This is a genomic window from Glycomyces tenuis DSM 44171, from assembly GCF_000427885.1.
In the GTDB taxonomy this organism is placed as follows: domain Bacteria; phylum Actinomycetota; class Actinomycetes; order Mycobacteriales; family Micromonosporaceae; genus Glycomyces; species Glycomyces tenuis.
In genome coordinates, this window is sequence record NZ_ATYW01000004.1 from 15,580 (window position 1) to 33,900 (window position 18,321).

Below are 18,321 nucleotides of genomic sequence, written 5' to 3' on the forward strand. Positions count from 1 at the left end.
CCGTCAGAGCCTGGCGCCGAGCCATTCGGGCGTCAGCACCTCGTCGAAGGCGACCTCGGCCGCCCCCCTGAGCGGGCCGATCCCGCCGACCGTCCCGGCCACGATCCGGGGCGCCTCGGCGCGCCTGAACGCCATCAGCGCCGCCTCGCATGACGCTTCGATCAGGCCGCGCCGCAGCCGGATCAGCTCCACCCCCAGGCCCGAGAGGCTGATCGCCTCGGGGTCGAGGGCGTTCGCCAGCGCCCCGAGCCCGCGCCCCAGGGCCGCGGCGTTGTCGTCGACCGCCTCCGCCGCCGCCGCGTCGCCCTCGGCGGCCCGCCGCAGCACCTCGCGGCCGAACGCCCGTCCCGCGCCGTAGCCGGGCTCCTTCCCGAAGCGGCGCATGAGCGCGTTGGTGCCCACGTCGAGGCTCCAGCACCCGAGCGAGCCGCACATGCACCGCAACGGCGAGCCGGTCAGCGGCATGTGCCCGAACTCGCCGGCGATGTTGTGCGCGCCGGTCTGGGAGTCCCCGGCGAGCAGCAGGGTGCCGCCGATGTCGAAGTCGATGTGGAAGTGCATCGCCGTCCCGGTGCCGCGCAGCACCCCGCGCCGCGCCTCGGCCAGCCCGGCCAGCCGCGCGTCGTTGCCGACCACCGTCGGCGGCCACGCCTCGCCGAGGTGCTCGCCGAGGTCCACCTCGTCCCAGCCCAGGTGCGAGATGTGCAGCCACCGCTCGTCCCTGATCGGCCCGGCGATCGCGATCCCCACGGCCGCGAGCCGGTCCGAGGCGTGCCGAGCCACGGCCTCCTCGATGAGCTCGAACACGGCCGGCGTCCGGTCGTGCTCGCCGCTCTCGAGCTCGGTGAGCTCCCCGCCGAGGGCGATCCGCGCGAGCGTCCAGGAGTCCTCGCGGATGTCGGCGGCGAACGCGACCGGCCCTTCGGGGTGGGGCAGGAGCAGCGTCGTCGGGCGGCCCCGGCCGGTGGCCGCCGCCGGGACCTCGTGCAGCAGGCGGGCCCGCTCGAGCTCGCCGACGAGCGCGCCGGCGGTATTGCGGCCGATCGCGAGCAGGCGGGCGGCGGCGGCCCGCGTCAGGGGCTCGGGCGCGTCGTGGACGGCGCGGAGCAGCCGCACCTGGTTGTGGACTCTGATGTCAGCGCTCGTCATGGTCGCCATGGCAGGCAGTATGTCCCATCTCTCGGAACGGATGGCGCCGCCGTCGGCGGCGCCGTTGCGGGCCGTCCGCATCCATGTTATGTTCTTACCGAGAACAAAACAACCGCACCACTAGGACCGCCATGAACCCCGACACCACCGCCCTCAGGCGCGCCAGGATCGGCGTCTTCGGATGCTTCGCCACCTCCGGCTTCGTCATGGGCGCCTGGGCCGCCGCGCTCCCCGCCGTGGACGCCCGCCTCGACCTCGGCGAGGCCCGCCTCGGCACGGTCCTCCTGCTCATCCAGGTCGTCGGCCTGGGCACCATGTTCCTCTCCGGGAAGGTCGCCGACCGGATCACCACAAGGCAGCTGCTCCGCTGGATCGGGCCGTTCACGCAACTGGCGCTCCTCGCCCCCGCGGTCGCCCCCACCTACGAGACGCTCCTGATCGGCGCCGCCGTCTACGGCGTCGGCGTCAGCTTCGTCGAGGTCGGCACCAACGCCCACTCGGTCGAGCTCGAACGCTATTACGGGCGGCCCATCATCTCGTCCTTCCACGGCTTCTGGAGCCTCGGCGGCGCAGCCGCCGGAGCGCTCACCTCCTTCGGGCTCACCATGGGCCTGGGCAGCCAGACCATGCTGGTCGCCGCCGGCCTCGCCTGCGCCGTGGCGTTCGCCGGCTTCGCACGGCCGCTGCTGCCGCCCCCGGGTCAAGCACAGGGCGGCAGCAGCGGCGCCCCCTCCAAGGCCGCGCGCATCGGCGTCGGCCTGCTCGCCGCGATGTTCGCGCTCGGCATCGCCGGGCACCTCATCGAATCCGGCGCGATCGACTGGGCCAACCTCCACGCCGCCCGCGTCCTCGACGCCGACGAGGCCCTCGCGCCCCTGTCCTACACCGTGTTCGGCTGCGCCATGACCGTCCTGCGGCTGGCGGGCGACCCCATCCGCGCCAGGCTCGGCCCCGGCCCCACCATGTTCTGGGCCGGCGCCGCCGCGACCGCCGGATACGCCCTCGTCCTCGCCTCGGCCGCCGCGGGCGGCCTGCCGCTGGCCTGGGCCGGCTGGATCCTCGCCGGATGCGGCATCGCCATCATCGTCCCGGTCCTGTTCAGCGCCATCGGCGAGGCCGGCGGCTCGCCCTCGCAGATCGCCGTGGTCTCCATGTCCGGCGGCGCCGGGCTCCTCATCGGCCCGGCCGCGATCGGCTACCTCGCCGAAGGCACGAACCTGACCGTCGGCCTCCTCGTCCCCGCCGCCCTGTCGGTCTTCACCCTCCTGGCGGGACCGATCACCATGCGCCGCCTCCTGCGCCCCGCCCCGGACGCGGAGCCGAAGCCCGAAGCGGCCACCGTGGCGCGATGACCGCCGTGCGCCACCTCACGCGGCACACGGCGCACGCCAGGCGCGCGGCGGCGTATAGTCGACGACGCTGAAGGGGAGTAGCTCCCAACGACGCGGTCGACACACTGGCATCCGCCCGGCCGCGCGGCCTCCGCGAGGAGGCGAGCGAGACCTTCGACCAAGGCAATCCGCCGGGTCGAGGTCGAGGCTGCCCTCTCCCCGGCCGTGAACTGGGAGGACAAACCCCCTATGGAAGCACTCTTCACCGCCGCCGCGCTCAGCTTCGGCGTCGTCTTCGTCGGCGAGATGGGCGACAAGAGCCAACTCATGGCCCTCACCTTCGCCACCCGCTACCGGCTCCGCAGCGTCATCCTCGGCATGTCCATCGCCATCACCGCCCTCATCGGCCTCTCCGTCGCCCTCGGCTCCGCCCTCGGCAACCTCCTGCCCACCGACTGGATCCGACTCGCCGCCGCCGTCCTGTTCATCGGCTTCGGCCTGTGGGCCCTGCGAGGCGAGAGCGCCGATGACGACGAGGACGGCCACGTCGTCAAGGAGCGCCGCTCCGGCCTCCTCACCGTCATCGGCGCGATGTTCCTGGCCGAACTCGGCGACAAGACCATGATCATGTCCCTGACCCTCGGCAGCCAGTACAACGGGTGGGGCGTGTGGCTCGGCGGCACCGCCGGCATGCTCGCCGCCGACCTCCTCGCCGTCTTCGCCGGCGTCTGGGTCGCCAAACACGTCCCCGAGCGGTTCATCCGCTGGGGCTCGGCCGCGATCTTCATCGTCCTCGGCGTCATCCTCGGCATCGAGGCCGTCACCGCCCTCACCGACTGACCCCCGAGGTCCGGCGGACACGACCGGCCCGGCGGCGAAGGCGCCCCGCCCCAGCGGGTTAGGCTTGCGATCATGCCGAAAACGGACGATCACGAGGACACCGCCGTCATCTACACCGACGGCGCCTGCTCGGGCAACCCCGGCCCCGGAGGCTGGGGCGCCTACTTCAAATGGGGCGAGCACGAGAAGGAGCTGTACGGCTCCGAGAAGGCCACCACGAACAACCGGATGGAGCTCACCGCCGCCATCCGGGCGCTCGAGGCCCTCAAGCGCCCCATGACGGTCGTCCTCTACACCGACTCCTCGTACGTCCGCAACGGCATCACGTCGTGGATGGCAGGCTGGAAGCGCAACGGCTGGATCAACTCGCAGAAGCAGCCGGTCAAGAACGCCGACCTGTGGCGGCGCCTCGACGAGGCCGCCTCGCCCCACGACGTCGAATGGCGCTGGGTGCGCGGCCACTCGGGCGACCCCGGCAACGAACGGGCCGACCGGCTCGCCGTCAAAGGACGCGACGAGGCCGCCGGGCGAAGCTGAACCGGGCCCCGCCCACACTGCTTCATCCCCGCACTCACGCCGCCGACCGGAATGGGAAAATCACGACCATGAGCGACAACGTACCGTCACGATTCTCCGGCAGTGCCGTTGATCTGAGCGCCCTCGCCGCCCAGCAGCAGCGGCAGCAGAACGCCCCGGCCCAGCCGCCGCCCGGCGGCGCTCCCGCCGCGGCCTCCGGCGGCGGCGCGCCCGGCGTCGTCGCGCTCGACGTCACCGACGCCACCGTCCAGAGCGAGGTCCTCGAGCGGTCGCTGAACACGCTCGTCATCGTCGTGTTCTGGGCCGAGCAGGCCCCCGAGAGCGTCCAGGCCCGCGATCTCCTCCAGCGCCTCGCCCACGCCGACGGCGGCGCGTGGACCCTCGCCAAGGCCGACGTGCAGTACAACCAGCAGCTCGCCGCCGCCCTCCAACTCCAGGCGCTCCCCGCCGTCGTCGCCATCGCCGGAGGCCGCCCCGTCGACCTCCTCCAGGGGCCGCAGACCGAGCAGGGCCTGCGCCAGTGGATCGCGGGGCTCGCCCAGGCCGCCGGCGTCGACGTCCCCCAGCAGGTCGACCCCGAGCTGGCCCTCGCCGAGGACCACATGGCCAACGGCGAACTCGACGCCGCCGAGACCGCCTTCGACAAGTACCTCAAGAACAACCCCGGCTCCTTCGAGGCCGAGTCCGGCCTCGCCCAGGTGCGGATGCTGCGCCGCGCCGGCGCCCTCCCACAGGACGCCGTCCGCATCGCCGACGCCGACCCGGACAACCTCGACGCCGCGCTGGCCGCCGCCGACCTCCAGATCCTCTCCGGGCAGGCCGAGGAGGCCTATGAGCGCCTCATCGCGCAGGTTGCCAAGCTCGCCGGCGAGGACCGCGAACGCGTCCGCAAGCGCCTGGTCGAACTGTTCAGCATCGCCGGGCCGGACGACCCGGCCGTCACCAAGGCCCGCCGCAAGCTCTCGATGGTCCTGTTCTGACGGGATATTCGCCCACAGAGACGACATTCAGCACACCGTTCCTGGTCACGCGGCTCCGGCTGTGATTAGCTAGGGCCTGCCCTGTGGATCAGGCCCTGGCGTGGCCGACCGTGCCGGTCCGCGGCGGGTCGGCGCGCCGCGGCCCGCGAGGCGCAGGTCGGACGAGCCGTGGCCGGGGAGGTGAGCGTCGGCGATGACCAGATCCAAACGCGTCGCCGTGCTCGACGCGCCGTCGAACCTCGGCCTGCGGCCCCCGACCCAGCACACCGTCCCCGGATGCGCCAAAGCGCCGGGGGCGTTGCGCGACCACCGGATCATCCAGCGGCTCAACGCCATCGACGCCGGATGCCTGACCGCGCCCCGCTTCGACGCCTCCGGCTGGCGGCCCGGCGACGGCGTCGGCCAGGCCAAGGCCATCGCCGAGTACACTAGGCGGCTCGCCGACCGCGTCGAACGGCTCTGGCGCGAACGCCGGTTCCCGCTGCTGCTCGGCGGCGACTGCTCGGTCATGCTCGGCCCGGTCCTGGCCGCCAGGCGCCGCTCCGAGCGCGACGGCAAGGCCCGCGGCCTGGTCTTCGTCGACGCCCACTCCGACTTCAGACACCCCGGCAACTCCAAGTACGTCGGCGCGGCGGCGGCCGAGGAGCTCGCGCTGGCGACCGGCCGCGGCCAGCCGGACCTGACCGACATCGGCGGCCTGCGCCCCTACGTCGACACCGACCACCTGGTGATGCTCGGCCTGCGCACCGACGACCCGCATCGCGTCGAGCTCGAGGCCACCGGCGTCGCGATGCGCACTGTCCCCGAACTGCGCGCCGGCGGCGTCGGCCGCTCCGCCGAGTGGGCCCTCGACGCCGTGGGAGACGTGGCCACGTTCTGGCTCCACATCGACGCCGACGTCCTCGACCCCTCGGTGATGCCCGCGGTGGACGGCCCGGCGGCGGGCGGCATCTCGCTGGGGGAGCTGGGCCAGATCATCGCGACCTGCGCCTCGGACGAGCGGTGCGCGGGGCTGGAGCTGACGGTCTTCGACCCCGACTACGATCCCGACGGCGAATACGCCAAGTCCCTGGCGGACATGCTCGTCGAAGCCCTCCAGTGACCGCCCGGGGCCGGGGGGAACCGCTTCCGCCCGGGCCCGCGCCTCGCATAGGCTCCGGTTCGTGAGCGGTTTCCCCGCACTGGAAGCGAAGCCGCCCCGCGAGAGGCGGCGCTCCGCGCGGCCGCCGCCGAGATCTCCCAGGCCCTAAACGGCCGCCCCGTCCTCCTCGGCCGCCGCGGGGGAGTGCAGGGCGTCGACCACCGATCCGCGGGCCTTGACGGCCTCCCGGTCCCGCTCCTCGCTGAGCGCCACCAGGGCCCAGTAGTTGTCGACGAAGCTGGGAATGAACTTCCTGGCGTTGTCCTCGAACATGTACTTGAAGTACCGCGACCTCGGCCAGACCTCCATCCAGGAGATCCACTTGTCCCAGATCTCGGCGTCCATCAGCTTGTACTTGTTCACCTTGTACGCCTGCTCGAACAGCTCCACCGCGTACCTGGTGTAGCGGTAGCAGCGCTGCTCCTCCGGCGTCATCGCGTACCAGGCGCCCCAGTCGTTCTCGGCCTGCGCCCGGTCGAGCTCCCGGCGCCGCTCGGGGTCCATCGGCTCCCAGATCTCGTTCAGCACCGGATCGCGATCGGCCATCTTGAGCAGTTCCGTGTGCTGGTTGAGCAGGTTCTGGTACAGCTCGAACTGGCGCAGCCTGCTGTCGTGCCGGACGGACCGGCTCTGGAGCATCATCTGGTAGCTGAGGAATCCGAGCGTGGCGATCACGCCGATCGCCTCAATGGCGTTCCAGTCCACGGGAGTCTCCTTCACACGGGCGCCGGGGCTCCAGTGTAGGAAGAGGACGCCAAGCCTTCAGTCGCGTGCGGCCCTGAGGGAGTACAGGAGCGGCACCCGAGGCTGCTCCGGCGGCGGCCGGAAGCAGCCGTCCTCGCCCTGCACAAAGCTCTTGAACTGCGGGAACATCGTCCTGTCGTACTCGTGCAGGAACTCGATGCGCAGCCCGGCGGCGACGAGCGCCGACACCACCTCGCCCAGGCCGTGGACCCACTCCGTCGCGAGGTTGTTGACCGTCGACGAGGCCGGGCCGTGCCGGTCGGTGTAGCTCCCGGGCGTCTCGCGGACCACCGGGCCGCGGGCGATGTAGTCGCGGACGAACCGCGAACCGGTCGCCTCGTCGAGCGTGTGGCTGACCGGATGGAACTCGTAGAGGTAGAGGAAACCGCCGGGCGCCAGCAGCGAGGCGACGACCCGGGCCCAGCGCCGGACGTCCGGCAGCCAGTTGATCGAGCCGACGCTGACGTACACGATGTCGTAGTCGGCCTCGGGCACGGACGAGGCCGCCTCGTAGACGTCCGAGCGGACGAACGCGGCCCGGTCCTCCCCGTAGCCGAGTTCGGCGGCCAGTTCGCGGGCGACCTTCAGCGCCGGCTCGGAGAAGTCGAGGCCGACGACCCTGGCCGCGCCGAGCCGCGCCCACGTCAGCGTCTCCTGCCCCATGTGGCACTGGAGGTGGAGCAGCCGCTTCCCGGCCACGTCGCCGACCTCGCCCGCTTCGAAGTCCATCAGGACGTTCGCGCCCTTGAGGAAGCCGTCGACGTCGTAGGGGTCGCTGGAGGCGTGGATGGGGACCCGCTCGTCCCACAGGGCCCGATTGGAGTCGAGCCAGTCGGCGGACCGTTCCCCGGAAGTGGACATGCCCACAATCTAAACGCACTGCCCGCCGACCGCAACACGAGTCCGCCGCGGCGGACGGCATGGTGTTCGACTCCGCCGAAGGCCGGCCCGACACGCCCGCCTCCGGCGTACGCGCAGGACGCCCTGAAGGCGGCCTGAACCCCGAGGAGCGCTGACCGCTCAGCGCGGCGGCCCCGCCGGCGGCTGCTGCTGGAGCGACCACAGCGTCTGCTGGAGGCGCTGCAGGTCCTCGCGGTGGGCCGACAAGGAGAGGTTGACCCGCTTCTGGGAGCCGTCGGCGCACAAGCGCATGATGTTCGTGCCGTCGAAGACGATCCGCTCGCCCTTCGCCGCCCCGTACGTGCGGATCCGGATGCCGAGCGGGTTGTACAGGTACAGGTTCCACTGCCTCATGTCGTAGGTCGCGACCGGCTTGGTGAAACTCATGATGCCGTTGGCGAGGAACAGCGGTCCGACGACGATCCAGATGATGCTGACAGAGGGCGTGTCGGCGGTCAGCGACAGCGCTCCGGCCACCAGGCCGAGCGCGCCGGCGATGAGCATCATGATGCTCAGGTACGGCTTGTGGCGGACCCTGACCTCCGCCGGAGGCTGCGGTGCCGGCGGCTGGTGGGGGTAGGGGTAGGTGGGGTTCATCGTCGCTCCCGGGGTCGTCTCGCGGTGACTGGAGGGGCGCCTGAGGCGCCGTCCCCGCTATGGACGATATCAACCGCGCGCCATCGGCGGCCGTGTCAGTAGTGCCGCCACTCGCTCTGGACCTGGTCGAGGATGACCGGGTGCATGAGCGTCGACGGCTCCATCGCCATCCGGTCCCGGTCGGGCTGGAAGACCTGGGCCGCTTCGAGCAGTTCGGGCGTCAGCGATCTGAACGGCCCCGCGCTCTCGTCCAGCGACAGCTCCGGCGCCGTCCCCGACGCCTGCACCGCCAGGAAGCCCCAGTCGCCGAACGAGGGCACCGAGACCCAGTACGGCGTCGCGCCGTAGCCGGCCGCGGCGAGGGTCGAGTCGATCGTCCAGTACGTCTTGGGGGCGAAGTACGGGGAGCCGCCCTGCACCACCATGCGGCCGGTGTCGTTCAGGTGCGCGCCCGCCAGCGCGTAGAACTCCACCGAGTACAGCTTCGCCGTCTCCGTCGCGTCCGGGTCGGGCATGTCCACCACGATCACGTCGTAGGCCCCGGTCTGCTCCCGCAGCCACGTGAAGGCGTCCTGGTTCACCACCCGCACCCGCGGGTCGCTCAGGGCGTCGCCGTTGAGCTCCACGAGCTCGTCGAAGTCCCGGGCGAGGTCCGTGACCGTCTCGTCCAGGTCGACCAGGGTCACCGACTCGACGTCGGGGTAGCGCAGGATCTCCCTGACCGCGAGCGCGTCGCCGCCGCCCAGGACCAGGACGTCCCCTCTCGGGCCGTCCATCACCGGGTGCACCAGGGCCTCGTGGTACCGGTACTCGTCCACCGACGAGAACTGGAGGTCGCCGTTGAGGTACATCCGGAAGTCGGTGTCCCCGAACGGCGAGATGTCCTCGGTGAGCACCACCTGCTGGTACTGCGTGTCCTCGCTGTAGACGATCGGGGCGGCGTACAGCTCCTGGCGCGCGGCCACCTCGAACCTGTCGGTGTAGACGAACGCCGCCGTCAGCAGGAGCGCGATCGCGCCCGCCGCGACGGCCAGGAGCTGCCTGCTCGTCTTCGACAGGTCGCCTCGGAAGATCACGAAGACCAGCACGACGCCGGCCACCGCGTTCACCGCGCCCACCAGGAGCGCGCCGCGGATCTGGCCGAGGAACGGCAGGAGCAGGAAGGGGAAGGCCAGGCCGCCGATGAGGCCGCCGAGGTAGTCGGCCGCGTTCAGGTCCGCCACCGCGGTGCCAGCGGCCTGCTTGCGGATGCGCTGGAGCAGCTCCATCAGCAGCGGGATCTCCGCGCCCACGAGCAGGCCGATCAGGAACGCGACCGCGACCAGCGGGAGGCTGTACAGCGAGGTCCACGCGAACGCCGCGTACAGCAGCATGACGCTGAACCCGCCCAGCAGGGCGAGCGCGAGTTCGATGGCCGCGAAGGAGAGGGCCGGGCGCCGCTGGAGCGGTTTCGCCCCCAGGGCGCCCAGGCCCATCGCGAACACCATGACGCTCAAGACGATCGACGCCTGCGTCGCGGTGTTCCCCACTAGATAAGCGCCGAGGGTGATCAGCGCCAGTTCATAGACCAGTCCGCACGCCGCGACGACGAACACCGTGGCGAGCAGTCCCGCTCGGGCCAATCGGACGCCCCGCGCGGGGATGTCGTTCGCGGCAGGGGTGGCCGCTTCGCTCAAGACAGCGCCATCGCGATGACGCCGCCCAGGGCCAGGTGCATGGCCGAGTTGACCCACACCGCCGGCTGCATCTCCTCCGAGAAGACGGTGTCGCCGAGCTTCCCGGGCGTCAGGGCGTCGAGCACGATGAACGCGACCGCCATGGCGACCAGGCCGATCAGGCCGAACACCAGCGTCGAGACGACGCCTTCGACCAGGTCGCCCTCGGAGGCCCAGATCGCGCCGACCACGATCAGGCCCACACCGAGGGTGTTGGACGCCACCAGGAGGGCCGCGTTGCGGTTGCGCTGGGTCCAGATGAGCTCGCCGAGCTTGCCGGGAGTGAGCCAGTCGACGATGTAGAAGCCGAGCACCATCAGCGCTATGCCGACGGCACTGTAGGCGAGGGATCCGGCGACGGCGTTGCCGAGGTCTTCGAACATGGAGGCTGCCTTTCAGGTTTTTTGGTTCGGGCTCATTTGCCGCTGCCGGGGCCGCCGCCCCGGAACGTCGAGGGTGGTGACGACGACCAGCCCCACAGGAGGAAGGTGGACGAATAGTGGTTGTAGCCGTCGCGGTAGTCGAACAGCAGGATCTTCGAGCCGCCCTGGTACGGCTGGACGGACACGATCTTGTCCTTGTACTGGAGGAAGTAGGTGTCGCCCTCGCGGCGCTCGTCACGGGCGTCGGAGTCGTCGTCGATGTCGTCGGCGACGGTCGCGGGGGACAGGGACGAGGTGTAGGCCCTGCCGCGGCCCTCGTCGAGGTTCGAGGCGCGGGTGTAGTTGCTCTGGATGTATCCGGTCGGGTTGCTGAAGTCGAGCTGGGTGAAGATCAGCCCTCCGCAGCACAGGACGGCGACGATGCCGATCGCCAGCCAGTGCATCGGTTTCAGGCCGCTTGCGCGGCGCGGTTCCCGTTCGTCGCCGTTGTTGTACATTCATCGTCCTTCGGGTGGGGTATCGGTTCAGCCTAGACGTGCGATGCCGCCGGTCGTGGTCACGATCTGGCCGTGCTGCGGGTAGGTGTGCACGGTGCGCCACGTCAGCGGCTCGGTGCCGGTGACCTCCAGGGCCGTGATCGCGTCGGGGCGGTCCCCGAAGACGCCGATGAGGAGGTCGTCCTCGTCTTCGCGGGCGCGCAGCTCCCGCACTCGGGAACGCAGCTCCGGCACGGTGAGGTGTTCGACGGCGCACGTGTAGCGGTGCCGCCACGCGCCGACGCGCTGGCTGAAGTGCTCGGGCAGGTCGGGCGGGAGGCCGTCGCGGTAGGCGAGGGTCTCGGCGACGGACCCGTCGGGGGTGGCGACGACGGCCTGGTGGCTGGCGCCGAGCAGCCGCAGTGACAGCCGGAGGGGTCCGGCGTCGCGGTCGAGCCGGTCGAGCACGGGCATGGAGGGCGCGTCCGGGCGGAACGTCAGCGAACCGGCCGAGACGTCGACGTAGGGCACTTCGAGTTCGGAGAGCAGTGTCGGCTCCCATTCGGGTGGTGGTGGGCGGCGGGCGGGGTGGTCACGATTCGTCGTTCTGGTGGTAGATGGTGATCTGGTTCCGGTCCAGAGTAAGACCCTTCGCCAACTCCCACTTCGCCCCTTCACCGAAGGACTCGAACGACAGCTTCTGGCCGTCGGGACCGGTGTAGTCGTGGTAGCGCAGCGTCCCGGTCGGGGCGAGCCCGGTCGTGGCCTCGCTGGTGTAGCGGGCGGTGCCCTGCTCGTCGGAGCGGTACGAGACGCCCTCGAAGCTGAGCTCCCTGGGGCCCGGCCGCAGGTCGGAGTCGGTGACCTCCTCCCACAGGACCACTTCGACGTCGGGGTCGGCCTCGACCGACAGCCAGCGCTTGACGCCGGTGCCGGTGTCCAGGAAGTGCTCGGCCCACGAGTAGTCGCCCTCGCTCAGGCGCAGCGTGCCGCGCACTGCGAGCGTCTTGCCGTAGGCCTCGACGAGGTCGCCGGCCTTGACGCGCTCGGGGTCGCCGCGCAGGATGTCGGTGTCGGTGTCGGCGAACGGGTCCACCGGCCTGCTGGAAGAGGAGGTCTCGGTGCGCTCGCGTTCTTGCCGGCGGCGGCGCCACAGCCACCATCCCGCGCCGGCCGCGGCGGCGAGGACGATCAGCACGCAGAGCAGTTCCATGGGGTCACCTCAAGGTTTGGGGGACGGCTTCCATGATCACTCTACAGAGGGACCGGGCACTTCGCTGACAACAGAGGCGCCGGGCACTTCGCCGTCACCCCCGAGACGCTCCCGGCCCGTAAGATCTAGCCTGGAGCCGTCCACGACGAGGTGGGCGAGTCGATTCGAGCTGGAGACGAAACGTGTTGGCGTTCATCGGTGACGAAGAGTTCCGCGAGACCCTGCCGGATAGGGAGGAGCTCCTCGCCGAAGCGGCCGGCCTGGCCGGCTCCGACGAATCACTGGCGAGGCTGGTCGAGCTCTACTGGAGCCTCGTCGCCGACGACGACCTGGTCGGCCGCAGTGCCCAGCAGCTGTTCGACACGACCGCCCGCCACCGGGAGCTCGCCCAGCGCCGCGGCAGCGGTGAGGTCTGCCTGGAGATCGACTGCCCGGCCGACCCCGACGGGCCCGACGCGGCCGCGAGCACCCGCGTCGACATCGTCTGCGCGGACTCGCCGTTCCTCGTGGACTCCCTGACCGGCCTGTTCAACAAGCACGGCATCGACATCAACGTGTTCGTCCACCCGATCGTCCCGGCCCGGCGCGATGCGGACGGAGCGCTCGTCGGCGCCCCCGCCCCGCACGACGAGGACGGCGTCGAGACCGAGAGCTGGATGCACATCGAGCTGCAGCGGGTCGCCGACCCCGAATTCCTGCCGGTCCTCGAATCCGAGATCCTCGCCGTCCTCGACGACGTCGGCGCCTGCGTCGCCGACTGGCAGGCGATGCGCGGCCAGGCCCTCCAGATCGCCTCCGAACTGGAAGGCAAGTTCCTCCCGGTGCCCGACAAGGACATCGACGACACGATCGAACTGCTGCGCTGGCTCGCCGACGACAAGTTCACCTTCCTGGGCTTCCGGCGGTACAAGCTCACCGGCGAAGGCGAGGAGCGCGCGCTCACCCCCGTCGAGGGCACCGGCCTCGGCCTGCTCTCGAAGGCGCCGGTCGCGCCGCGGCGCCTGGACAGCTTCAACGCCGACGCCCGCTCCCAGATCGGCACGAAGCGGCTCCTGGTCATCACCAAGTCCAACGCCCGCTCCACGGTGCACCGCACCTCCTTCATGGACTACATCGGCGTCAAGACCTTCGACGCCAACGGCGAACCCGACGGCGAGCTGCGCTTCCTCGGCCTGTTCACCTCGGCCGCCTACCTCTCCTCGGTCACGCAGCTCCCGGTGGTGCGCCGCAAGGTCCACGACGTCCTGACGCGCTCGGGCGTGACCCTCTCCTCCCACTCCGGCAAGGACCTGGTCACGGCGCTGGAGACCTACCCCAGGGACGAGCTGTTCCAGGCCCGCACCGAGGACCTGTACCGCACCGCGATGGGCGTGCTGCGCCTGGCCGGGCGCCGCCGCCTGCGGCTGTTCCTGCGCCGCGACGTCTACGGCCGCTTCTACTCCTGCCTGGTGTACCTGCCGCGCGACCGCTTCAACACCGACAACCGGATCAAGATCCAGGAGATCCTCCACCGGCGCCTGGGCGGCATCGGCGTCGACTACGACACGCGCGTCACCGAGTCGGTCCTGGCCCGGCTGCACTTCGTGATCCGCATCGACCCGTACGCCGAGACCGAACCGGTCGACGTCGACTCGATCCAGGCCGAACTGGCCGACGCCACCCGCTCCTGGGACGCCGACCTGGCGCTCCAGCTCGACCACCACGTCGGCGAGGGCCAGGCCCGCAGCCTGTACAAGTCGTACGCCCCCGCCTACCCGCCCGCCTACAAGGCCGAGCACTCGCCGCTCGACGCCGCGAAGGACATCGCGAGCCTGGAGATGCTCCACGAGAGCGGCGACATGGAGCTCCAACTGTTCCGCCGCGGCGGCGACGACGCCGACGTGCACTTCAAGGTCTACTCCTTCGGCGACCCGGTCGGCCTGTCCGACGCGCTGCCGGTGCTGCGCAACCTGGGCGTCACCGTCGCCGAGGAGCGCCCGTACCACATCCGCCGCGCCGAGGACAGGATCCACCTGCACGACTTCAGGCTCGAGCTGCCGGGGCCGGCCACCGAGCCGGTGCCGCAGCTGCGCATCCGCTTCGAGAACGCCTTCCGCGCGGTCTGGACCGGCGAGGCCGAATCGGACCGGTTCAACGAGCTGGTGATCGCCGCCGGGCTCACCTGGCGGCAGGTCGTCGTCCTCCGGGCCCTCGCGAAGTACCTGCGCCAGTGCGGCTTCGTGTTCTCGCAGAGCTTCATCGCCACCACCCTGTGCGAGAACCCGGCGATCTCGGCCGGGCTGGTGAAGCTGTTCGAGGCCAGGTTCGACCCGCGCGTCGGCGACGACAGGGACACCGCCGTCGAACGCATCGACGAGTCGCTCGCCGAGGAGCTCGCCGCGGTCCCGAGCCTGGACGCCGACAGGATCCTGCGGGCCTTCCTGACCCTCATCCGCTCGACGCTGCGCACCTCCTACTTCCAGCGGGGCGCCGCCGGGCGGCCGAAGAAGTACGTGTCGTTCAAGTTCGACGCCCGCGAGATCGACTTCCTGCCCCGGCCGCGGCCGATGTACGAGGTGTACGTGTACTCCCCGGACTTCGAGGGCGTCCACATGCGCTACGGGAAGGTCGCGCGCGGCGGCCTGCGCTGGTCGGACCGCCGCGAGGACTTCCGCACCGAGATCCTCGGCCTGGTCAAGGCCCAGGAGGTCAAGAACACCGTGATCACGCCCGTCGGCGCGAAGGGCGGCTTCGTGCTCAAGCGCGGCCCCTTCGCCGACCGGGTCGCCCACCAGGCCGAGGGCGTGGCCCGCTACCGGGAGTTCATCTCGGCCCTGCTGGACATCACCGACAACCGCGACTCGGGCGGCGCCGTCGTCCCGCCGCCCGAGGTGGTCCGCCACGACGGCGACGACCCGTACCTGGTGGTCGCCGCCGACAAGGGCACCGCGACGTTCTCCGACATCGCCAACGAGGTCGCCGCCTCATACGGCTTCTGGCTCGGCGACGCCTTCGCCTCCGGCGGCTCGGTCGGCTACGACCACAAGAAGATGGGCATCACCGCCCGCGGCGCCTGGGAGTCCGTGAAGCGGCACTTCCGAGGACTTGTCCGAGGAAGCGATGAGCACAGCAGAGCGATCGGCGTCGACACGCAGACCCAGGACTTCACCGTCGTCGGCATCGGCGACATGTCCGGCGACGTGTTCGGCAACGGGATGCTGCTGTCCGAGCACATCCGGCTCGTCGCCGCGTTCAACCACATGCACATCTTCATCGACCCGGACCCGGACGCGGCGGCCTCCTTCGCGGAGCGGCGCCGCCTGTTCGACCTGCCCCGCTCGTCCTGGGCCGACTACGACCGCTCCCTGATCTCCGCCGGAGGCGGCGTGTGGGAACGCTCGGCGAAGTCCATCCCCGTCTCGGCCGAGGTCCGCGCCGCGCTCGGACTCGGCCCCGACGTGACCGCGATGACCCCGCCCGACCTCATCCGCGCCGTCCTCAAGGCCCCGGTCGACCTGCTGTGGAACGGCGGCATCGGCACCTACGTCAAGGCCTCGACCGAGACCGACGCCGCCGCGGGCGACAAGGCCAACGACGCGGTCCGCGTCAACGGCGCGGACCTGCGCTGCAAGGTCGTCGGCGAGGGCGGCAACCTCGGCTTCACGCAGCTGGGCCGCATCGAGTTCGCCCAGGGCGGAGGGAGGATCAACACCGACTTCATCGACAACTCCGCCGGTGTGGACACCTCCGACCACGAGGTCAACATCAAGATCCTGCTGCGCTCGGCCGCGCTCACCGGCCGGATCGAGCCCGAGCGGCGCGACGAGCTGTTCATGGACATGGCCGACACCGTCGCCGACATGGTCCTGGGCGACAACTACGGCCAGAACTCGGCCCTGACCAACGCCTCGACCCTGGCCGTGCGGCTCTTCCCGGTGCACATCAGACTCATGAAGCACCTGGAGAAGCGCGCCGGGCTCGACCGCGAGATCGAGGGCCTGCCCAGCGACAAGCAGCTCAAGGAGCGCTCCGCCGCCGGGCAGGGCCTGACCGGACCCGAGCTGTCGGTCCTGCTCTCGTACGTCAAGATCTGGGCCAAGCGGGCCGTCCTGGACTCGGAGCTGCCCGACGAGCCGTGGACGATGCCGGTCCTGCACGACTACTTCCCGCAGCCGCTGCGGGAGGCCTACGCCGACCTCATGGCCGAGCACCCGCTGCGCCGCGAGATCGTCACCACCGCCGTCGTCGGCGAGGCGGTGAACCGCGGCGGCACCACCTTCCTGTTCCGCATCTCCGACGAGACCGGCGCCGACGTCGTCGACGTCGTCCGCGCCTACGTCGTCATCCGCGACGCCTTCGCCCTGCCCGAGCTGTGGCGGCGCATCGAGGCGCTCGACAACCGGCTGCCGCAGTCCGCCCAGGTCTCCGCGATGCTGGTGGTCAGGCGGCTGCTCGACCGCGGCGTGCGCTGGCTCCTCCAGCACCGCCGGGGCCCGCTCGACGTCGCGGGCGAGATCGACCGGCTCCGCCCGGGCCTGTCCGTCCTCCAGCCGAAGCTCCCCGAGCTGCTGACCGACTCCGAGGCCGTCGGCTTCGAGCGGTTCTGCACCGAGCTGGCCGAGCAGGGCGTGCCCGCCGATCTCGCCGCCGACGTCTCCGGCCCGATCTTCGGCTTCGGCCTCGTCGACGTCGTCGAGTGCTCGAGGCTGCTGGGCACCAACCTCGTCGAGACCGCGCAGGTCTACTACGGGATCGCCGCGCAGCTGCACGCCGACGAGATCCTCAACCAGATCTCGGCGCTGCCCAGGCGCAACCGCTGGCAGACCCTGGCGCGCTCGGCGCTGCGCTACGACCTGTACGGCGCGCTGGCCGCCCTGACCACCAGCGCCCTGCACGCCAAGCCGGGCGCGCTCCCCGCCGAAGCGGTCGAGCTGTGGGCCGAGCGGGGCGCCGCCGAGATCGGGCGGATCCGCTCGGCCGTCGACGAGGCCGGACGCTCCGACGAGAAGCTCGCGGTCCTGTCGGTGGCGCTGCGCCAGATCCGCGGCCTGGTCGAGACCGAGCTGGACTGATCGCCCGGCACCGCGCGCGAGCGGTGCCGGGGCGCGGTGTGGCGCTTTGTGGATAATGTTTGCTCGGAGGAGCTGATCGAATGCCGAAGAGCCACACCCCCGGGGTGCCCAAACTGCTGCGGGTCCTCAACGACCAGGCGGCGCTCAAACTGCTGCTCGACGACGGGCCGCAGACCAGGGCGCAGCTGGCCGAGCGGACCTCGATGTCGAAGGTGACCGCCTCGCAGATGATGGAGCGCCTCCAGGGCCGCGGCCTGGTCGAGGTCGTCGGCTCCAAGTCCGGCGGGCGCGGTCCGAACGCCTCGCTGTACGCGGCGGTGCCCTCCTTCGCCTACGTCGTGGGCGTCGAGGTCGGCCCGGTGACCACCAAGGGCGCGTGCGCCGACTTCACCGGGACGATCGTGGGGCGCGCCGAGATCGACATCGAAGGCTCGACCGACCCGGTCTCGGTGGTGCGCCGCGTCGTCACCGACGCCGTCGCCGACGCGGGCGTCGAGATGGCCAAGATCCACCGCGTCGTGCTCGGCACCCCCGGCGTCATCGACCCGGTCAGCGGCGAGATCGGCTTCTCGTGGAACCTCCCGGCCTGGCACCGCGGCCTGCGGACGGCGCTGAACGAGGAACTGGCCCCCGAGGTCGTCATCGAGAACGACGTCAACCTCGCCACGCTCGCCGAGCAGCGCTCCGGCGGCGCGGGCGGCGCCTCGGACTTCGTGTACGCCTGGTTCGGCGGGGGCCTCGGCCTCGGCGTCATCCTCGGCGGGCGGCTGTACCGGGGCGCCAGCGGCGCGGCCGGCGAGATCGGCTTCCTGCCGGTGCCGGGCGGCGAGCTGCCGACCGGCGGCGTCGTCACGCGCCTGTCGAAGGGCTCCTACCAGCGCGTCATCGGCGGCGACGCCGTCATCGAGATCGGCGCGAAGCACGGCTTCAACGGCGCCGAACCCGAGGACGTCGTCACCGCCGCCGTCGGCGCCGGCGAGGAGGGCGCGGCCTGCGTCGAGGAGATCGCCCGCGGCATCGCCCTGGGCATCGTCGCGGTCTGCGTCCTGTTCGACCCGACCGTGGTGGTCCTGGGCGGGCCCGTGGGCTACGCGGGCGGGCTCGAACTGGCCGGGCGCGTCGCGGCCCACACCTCCCAGCTCGCGCCCGTCAACCCGAGCGTCGTCGCCGGCGCGGTCGTCGAGGAGCCGATCATGCGAGGAGCGATCCTGCACGCGCTCGACGACGTCCGCGCCGGCCTGTTCGACTGAACCGTCCCGGCCGA

16 protein-coding genes are annotated in these 18,321 nt (G+C 71.2%); 7 read left to right on the forward strand and 9 right to left on the reverse strand.

The window, feature by feature from the left end; all coding sequences use genetic code 11:
* Nucleotides 1-3: 3 nt before the first annotated feature.
* Nucleotides 4-1,158 carry an ROK family protein gene (locus tag YWW_RS28840; protein ID WP_035704201.1) on the reverse strand — a complete coding sequence of 385 codons (1,155 nt, stop codon included), beginning with the start codon at nucleotides 1,156-1,158 and terminating at the stop codon, nucleotides 4-6.
* Between the two features lie 122 nt (nucleotides 1,159-1,280).
* Between YWW_RS28840 and YWW_RS0107190 the strand changes: the two genes are divergently transcribed.
* The 5 genes from YWW_RS0107190 to YWW_RS28845 all read left to right on the forward strand — a co-directional run bounded on the left by YWW_RS0107190 (nucleotide 1,281) and on the right by YWW_RS28845 (nucleotide 5,939).
* Nucleotides 1,281-2,501 carry an MFS transporter gene (locus YWW_RS0107190; RefSeq protein ID WP_026929592.1) on the forward strand — a complete coding sequence of 407 codons (1,221 nt, stop codon included), beginning with the start codon at nucleotides 1,281-1,283 and terminating at the stop codon, nucleotides 2,499-2,501.
* 228 nt (nucleotides 2,502-2,729) lie between these two features.
* Nucleotides 2,730-3,320, forward strand: coding sequence for a TMEM165/GDT1 family protein (locus YWW_RS0107195; protein WP_026929593.1), 591 nt, complete (start codon nucleotides 2,730-2,732; stop codon nucleotides 3,318-3,320).
* A gap of 72 nt (nucleotides 3,321-3,392) precedes the next feature.
* Nucleotides 3,393-3,857 carry a ribonuclease HI gene (gene rnhA, locus YWW_RS0107200; protein ID WP_026929594.1) on the forward strand — a complete coding sequence of 155 codons (465 nt, stop codon included), beginning with the start codon at nucleotides 3,393-3,395 and terminating at the stop codon, nucleotides 3,855-3,857.
* A gap of 68 nt (nucleotides 3,858-3,925) precedes the next feature.
* A complete protein-coding gene (locus YWW_RS0107205) occupies nucleotides 3,926-4,837 on the forward strand; it encodes a co-chaperone YbbN (protein WP_026929595.1) in 912 nt (303 codons plus the stop codon).
* 193 nt (nucleotides 4,838-5,030) lie between these two features.
* Nucleotides 5,031-5,939 (forward strand): arginase family protein, encoded by a 909-nt coding sequence (locus YWW_RS28845; protein ID WP_035696463.1) that lies wholly within the window; start codon nucleotides 5,031-5,033, stop codon nucleotides 5,937-5,939.
* A gap of 144 nt (nucleotides 5,940-6,083) precedes the next feature.
* On the opposite strand, the gene YWW_RS28850 is transcribed toward YWW_RS28845, so the two are convergent.
* The 8 genes from YWW_RS28850 to YWW_RS0107245 all read right to left on the reverse strand — a co-directional run bounded on the left by YWW_RS28850 (nucleotide 6,084) and on the right by YWW_RS0107245 (nucleotide 12,006).
* Nucleotides 6,084-6,683, reverse strand: coding sequence for a hypothetical protein (locus YWW_RS28850; RefSeq protein ID WP_035696462.1), 600 nt, complete (start codon nucleotides 6,681-6,683; stop codon nucleotides 6,084-6,086).
* Between the two features lie 57 nt (nucleotides 6,684-6,740).
* Nucleotides 6,741-7,583, reverse strand: a complete 843-nt coding sequence (locus YWW_RS0107215) for a class I SAM-dependent methyltransferase (protein ID WP_026929596.1) — start codon at nucleotides 7,581-7,583, stop codon at nucleotides 6,741-6,743.
* 159 nt (nucleotides 7,584-7,742) lie between these two features.
* Complete coding sequence (locus YWW_RS0107220; RefSeq protein ID WP_026929597.1) at nucleotides 7,743-8,219, reverse strand: hypothetical protein; 477 nt, start codon at nucleotides 8,217-8,219, stop codon at nucleotides 7,743-7,745.
* A 95-nt stretch (nucleotides 8,220-8,314) separates the two neighbouring features.
* Nucleotides 8,315-9,895: a polyamine aminopropyltransferase gene (locus YWW_RS0107225; RefSeq protein WP_026929598.1), complete on the reverse strand. Its 1,581-nt coding sequence runs from the start codon at nucleotides 9,893-9,895 to the stop codon at nucleotides 8,315-8,317.
* The gene (locus YWW_RS0107230) at nucleotides 9,892-10,317 is read right to left on the reverse strand and encodes a DUF350 domain-containing protein (protein WP_026929599.1); all 426 of its coding nucleotides are present in this window, start codon (nucleotides 10,315-10,317) and stop codon (nucleotides 9,892-9,894) included. The genes YWW_RS0107225 and YWW_RS0107230 overlap by 4 nt, the downstream gene beginning before the upstream one ends.
* 32 nt (nucleotides 10,318-10,349) lie before the next feature.
* Complete coding sequence (locus tag YWW_RS33845) at nucleotides 10,350-10,814, reverse strand: DUF4247 domain-containing protein (RefSeq protein WP_051325487.1); 465 nt, start codon at nucleotides 10,812-10,814, stop codon at nucleotides 10,350-10,352.
* A 27-nt stretch (nucleotides 10,815-10,841) separates the two neighbouring features.
* On the reverse strand, nucleotides 10,842-11,324 hold the full coding sequence (locus YWW_RS0107240; protein ID WP_162145922.1) for a DUF2617 family protein: 483 nt from the start codon (nucleotides 11,322-11,324) through the stop codon (nucleotides 10,842-10,844).
* Nucleotides 11,325-11,385: 61 nt separating this feature from the next.
* Nucleotides 11,386-12,006 (reverse strand): DUF4178 domain-containing protein, encoded by a 621-nt coding sequence (locus YWW_RS0107245; RefSeq protein WP_026929601.1) that lies wholly within the window; start codon nucleotides 12,004-12,006, stop codon nucleotides 11,386-11,388.
* A 182-nt stretch (nucleotides 12,007-12,188) separates the two neighbouring features.
* Here YWW_RS0107245 and YWW_RS0107250 point away from each other — a divergent pair, with 182 nt between their 5' ends.
* Both YWW_RS0107250 and YWW_RS0107255 read left to right on the forward strand, forming a co-directional pair.
* Nucleotides 12,189-17,057, forward strand: a complete 4,869-nt coding sequence (locus YWW_RS0107250) for an NAD-glutamate dehydrogenase (protein ID WP_026929602.1) — start codon at nucleotides 12,189-12,191, stop codon at nucleotides 17,055-17,057.
* Between the two features lie 80 nt (nucleotides 17,058-17,137).
* Nucleotides 17,138-18,307, forward strand: a complete 1,170-nt coding sequence (locus YWW_RS0107255) for an ROK family transcriptional regulator (protein WP_026929603.1) — start codon at nucleotides 17,138-17,140, stop codon at nucleotides 18,305-18,307.
* The last annotated feature ends 14 nt before the right edge of the window (nucleotides 18,308-18,321 follow it).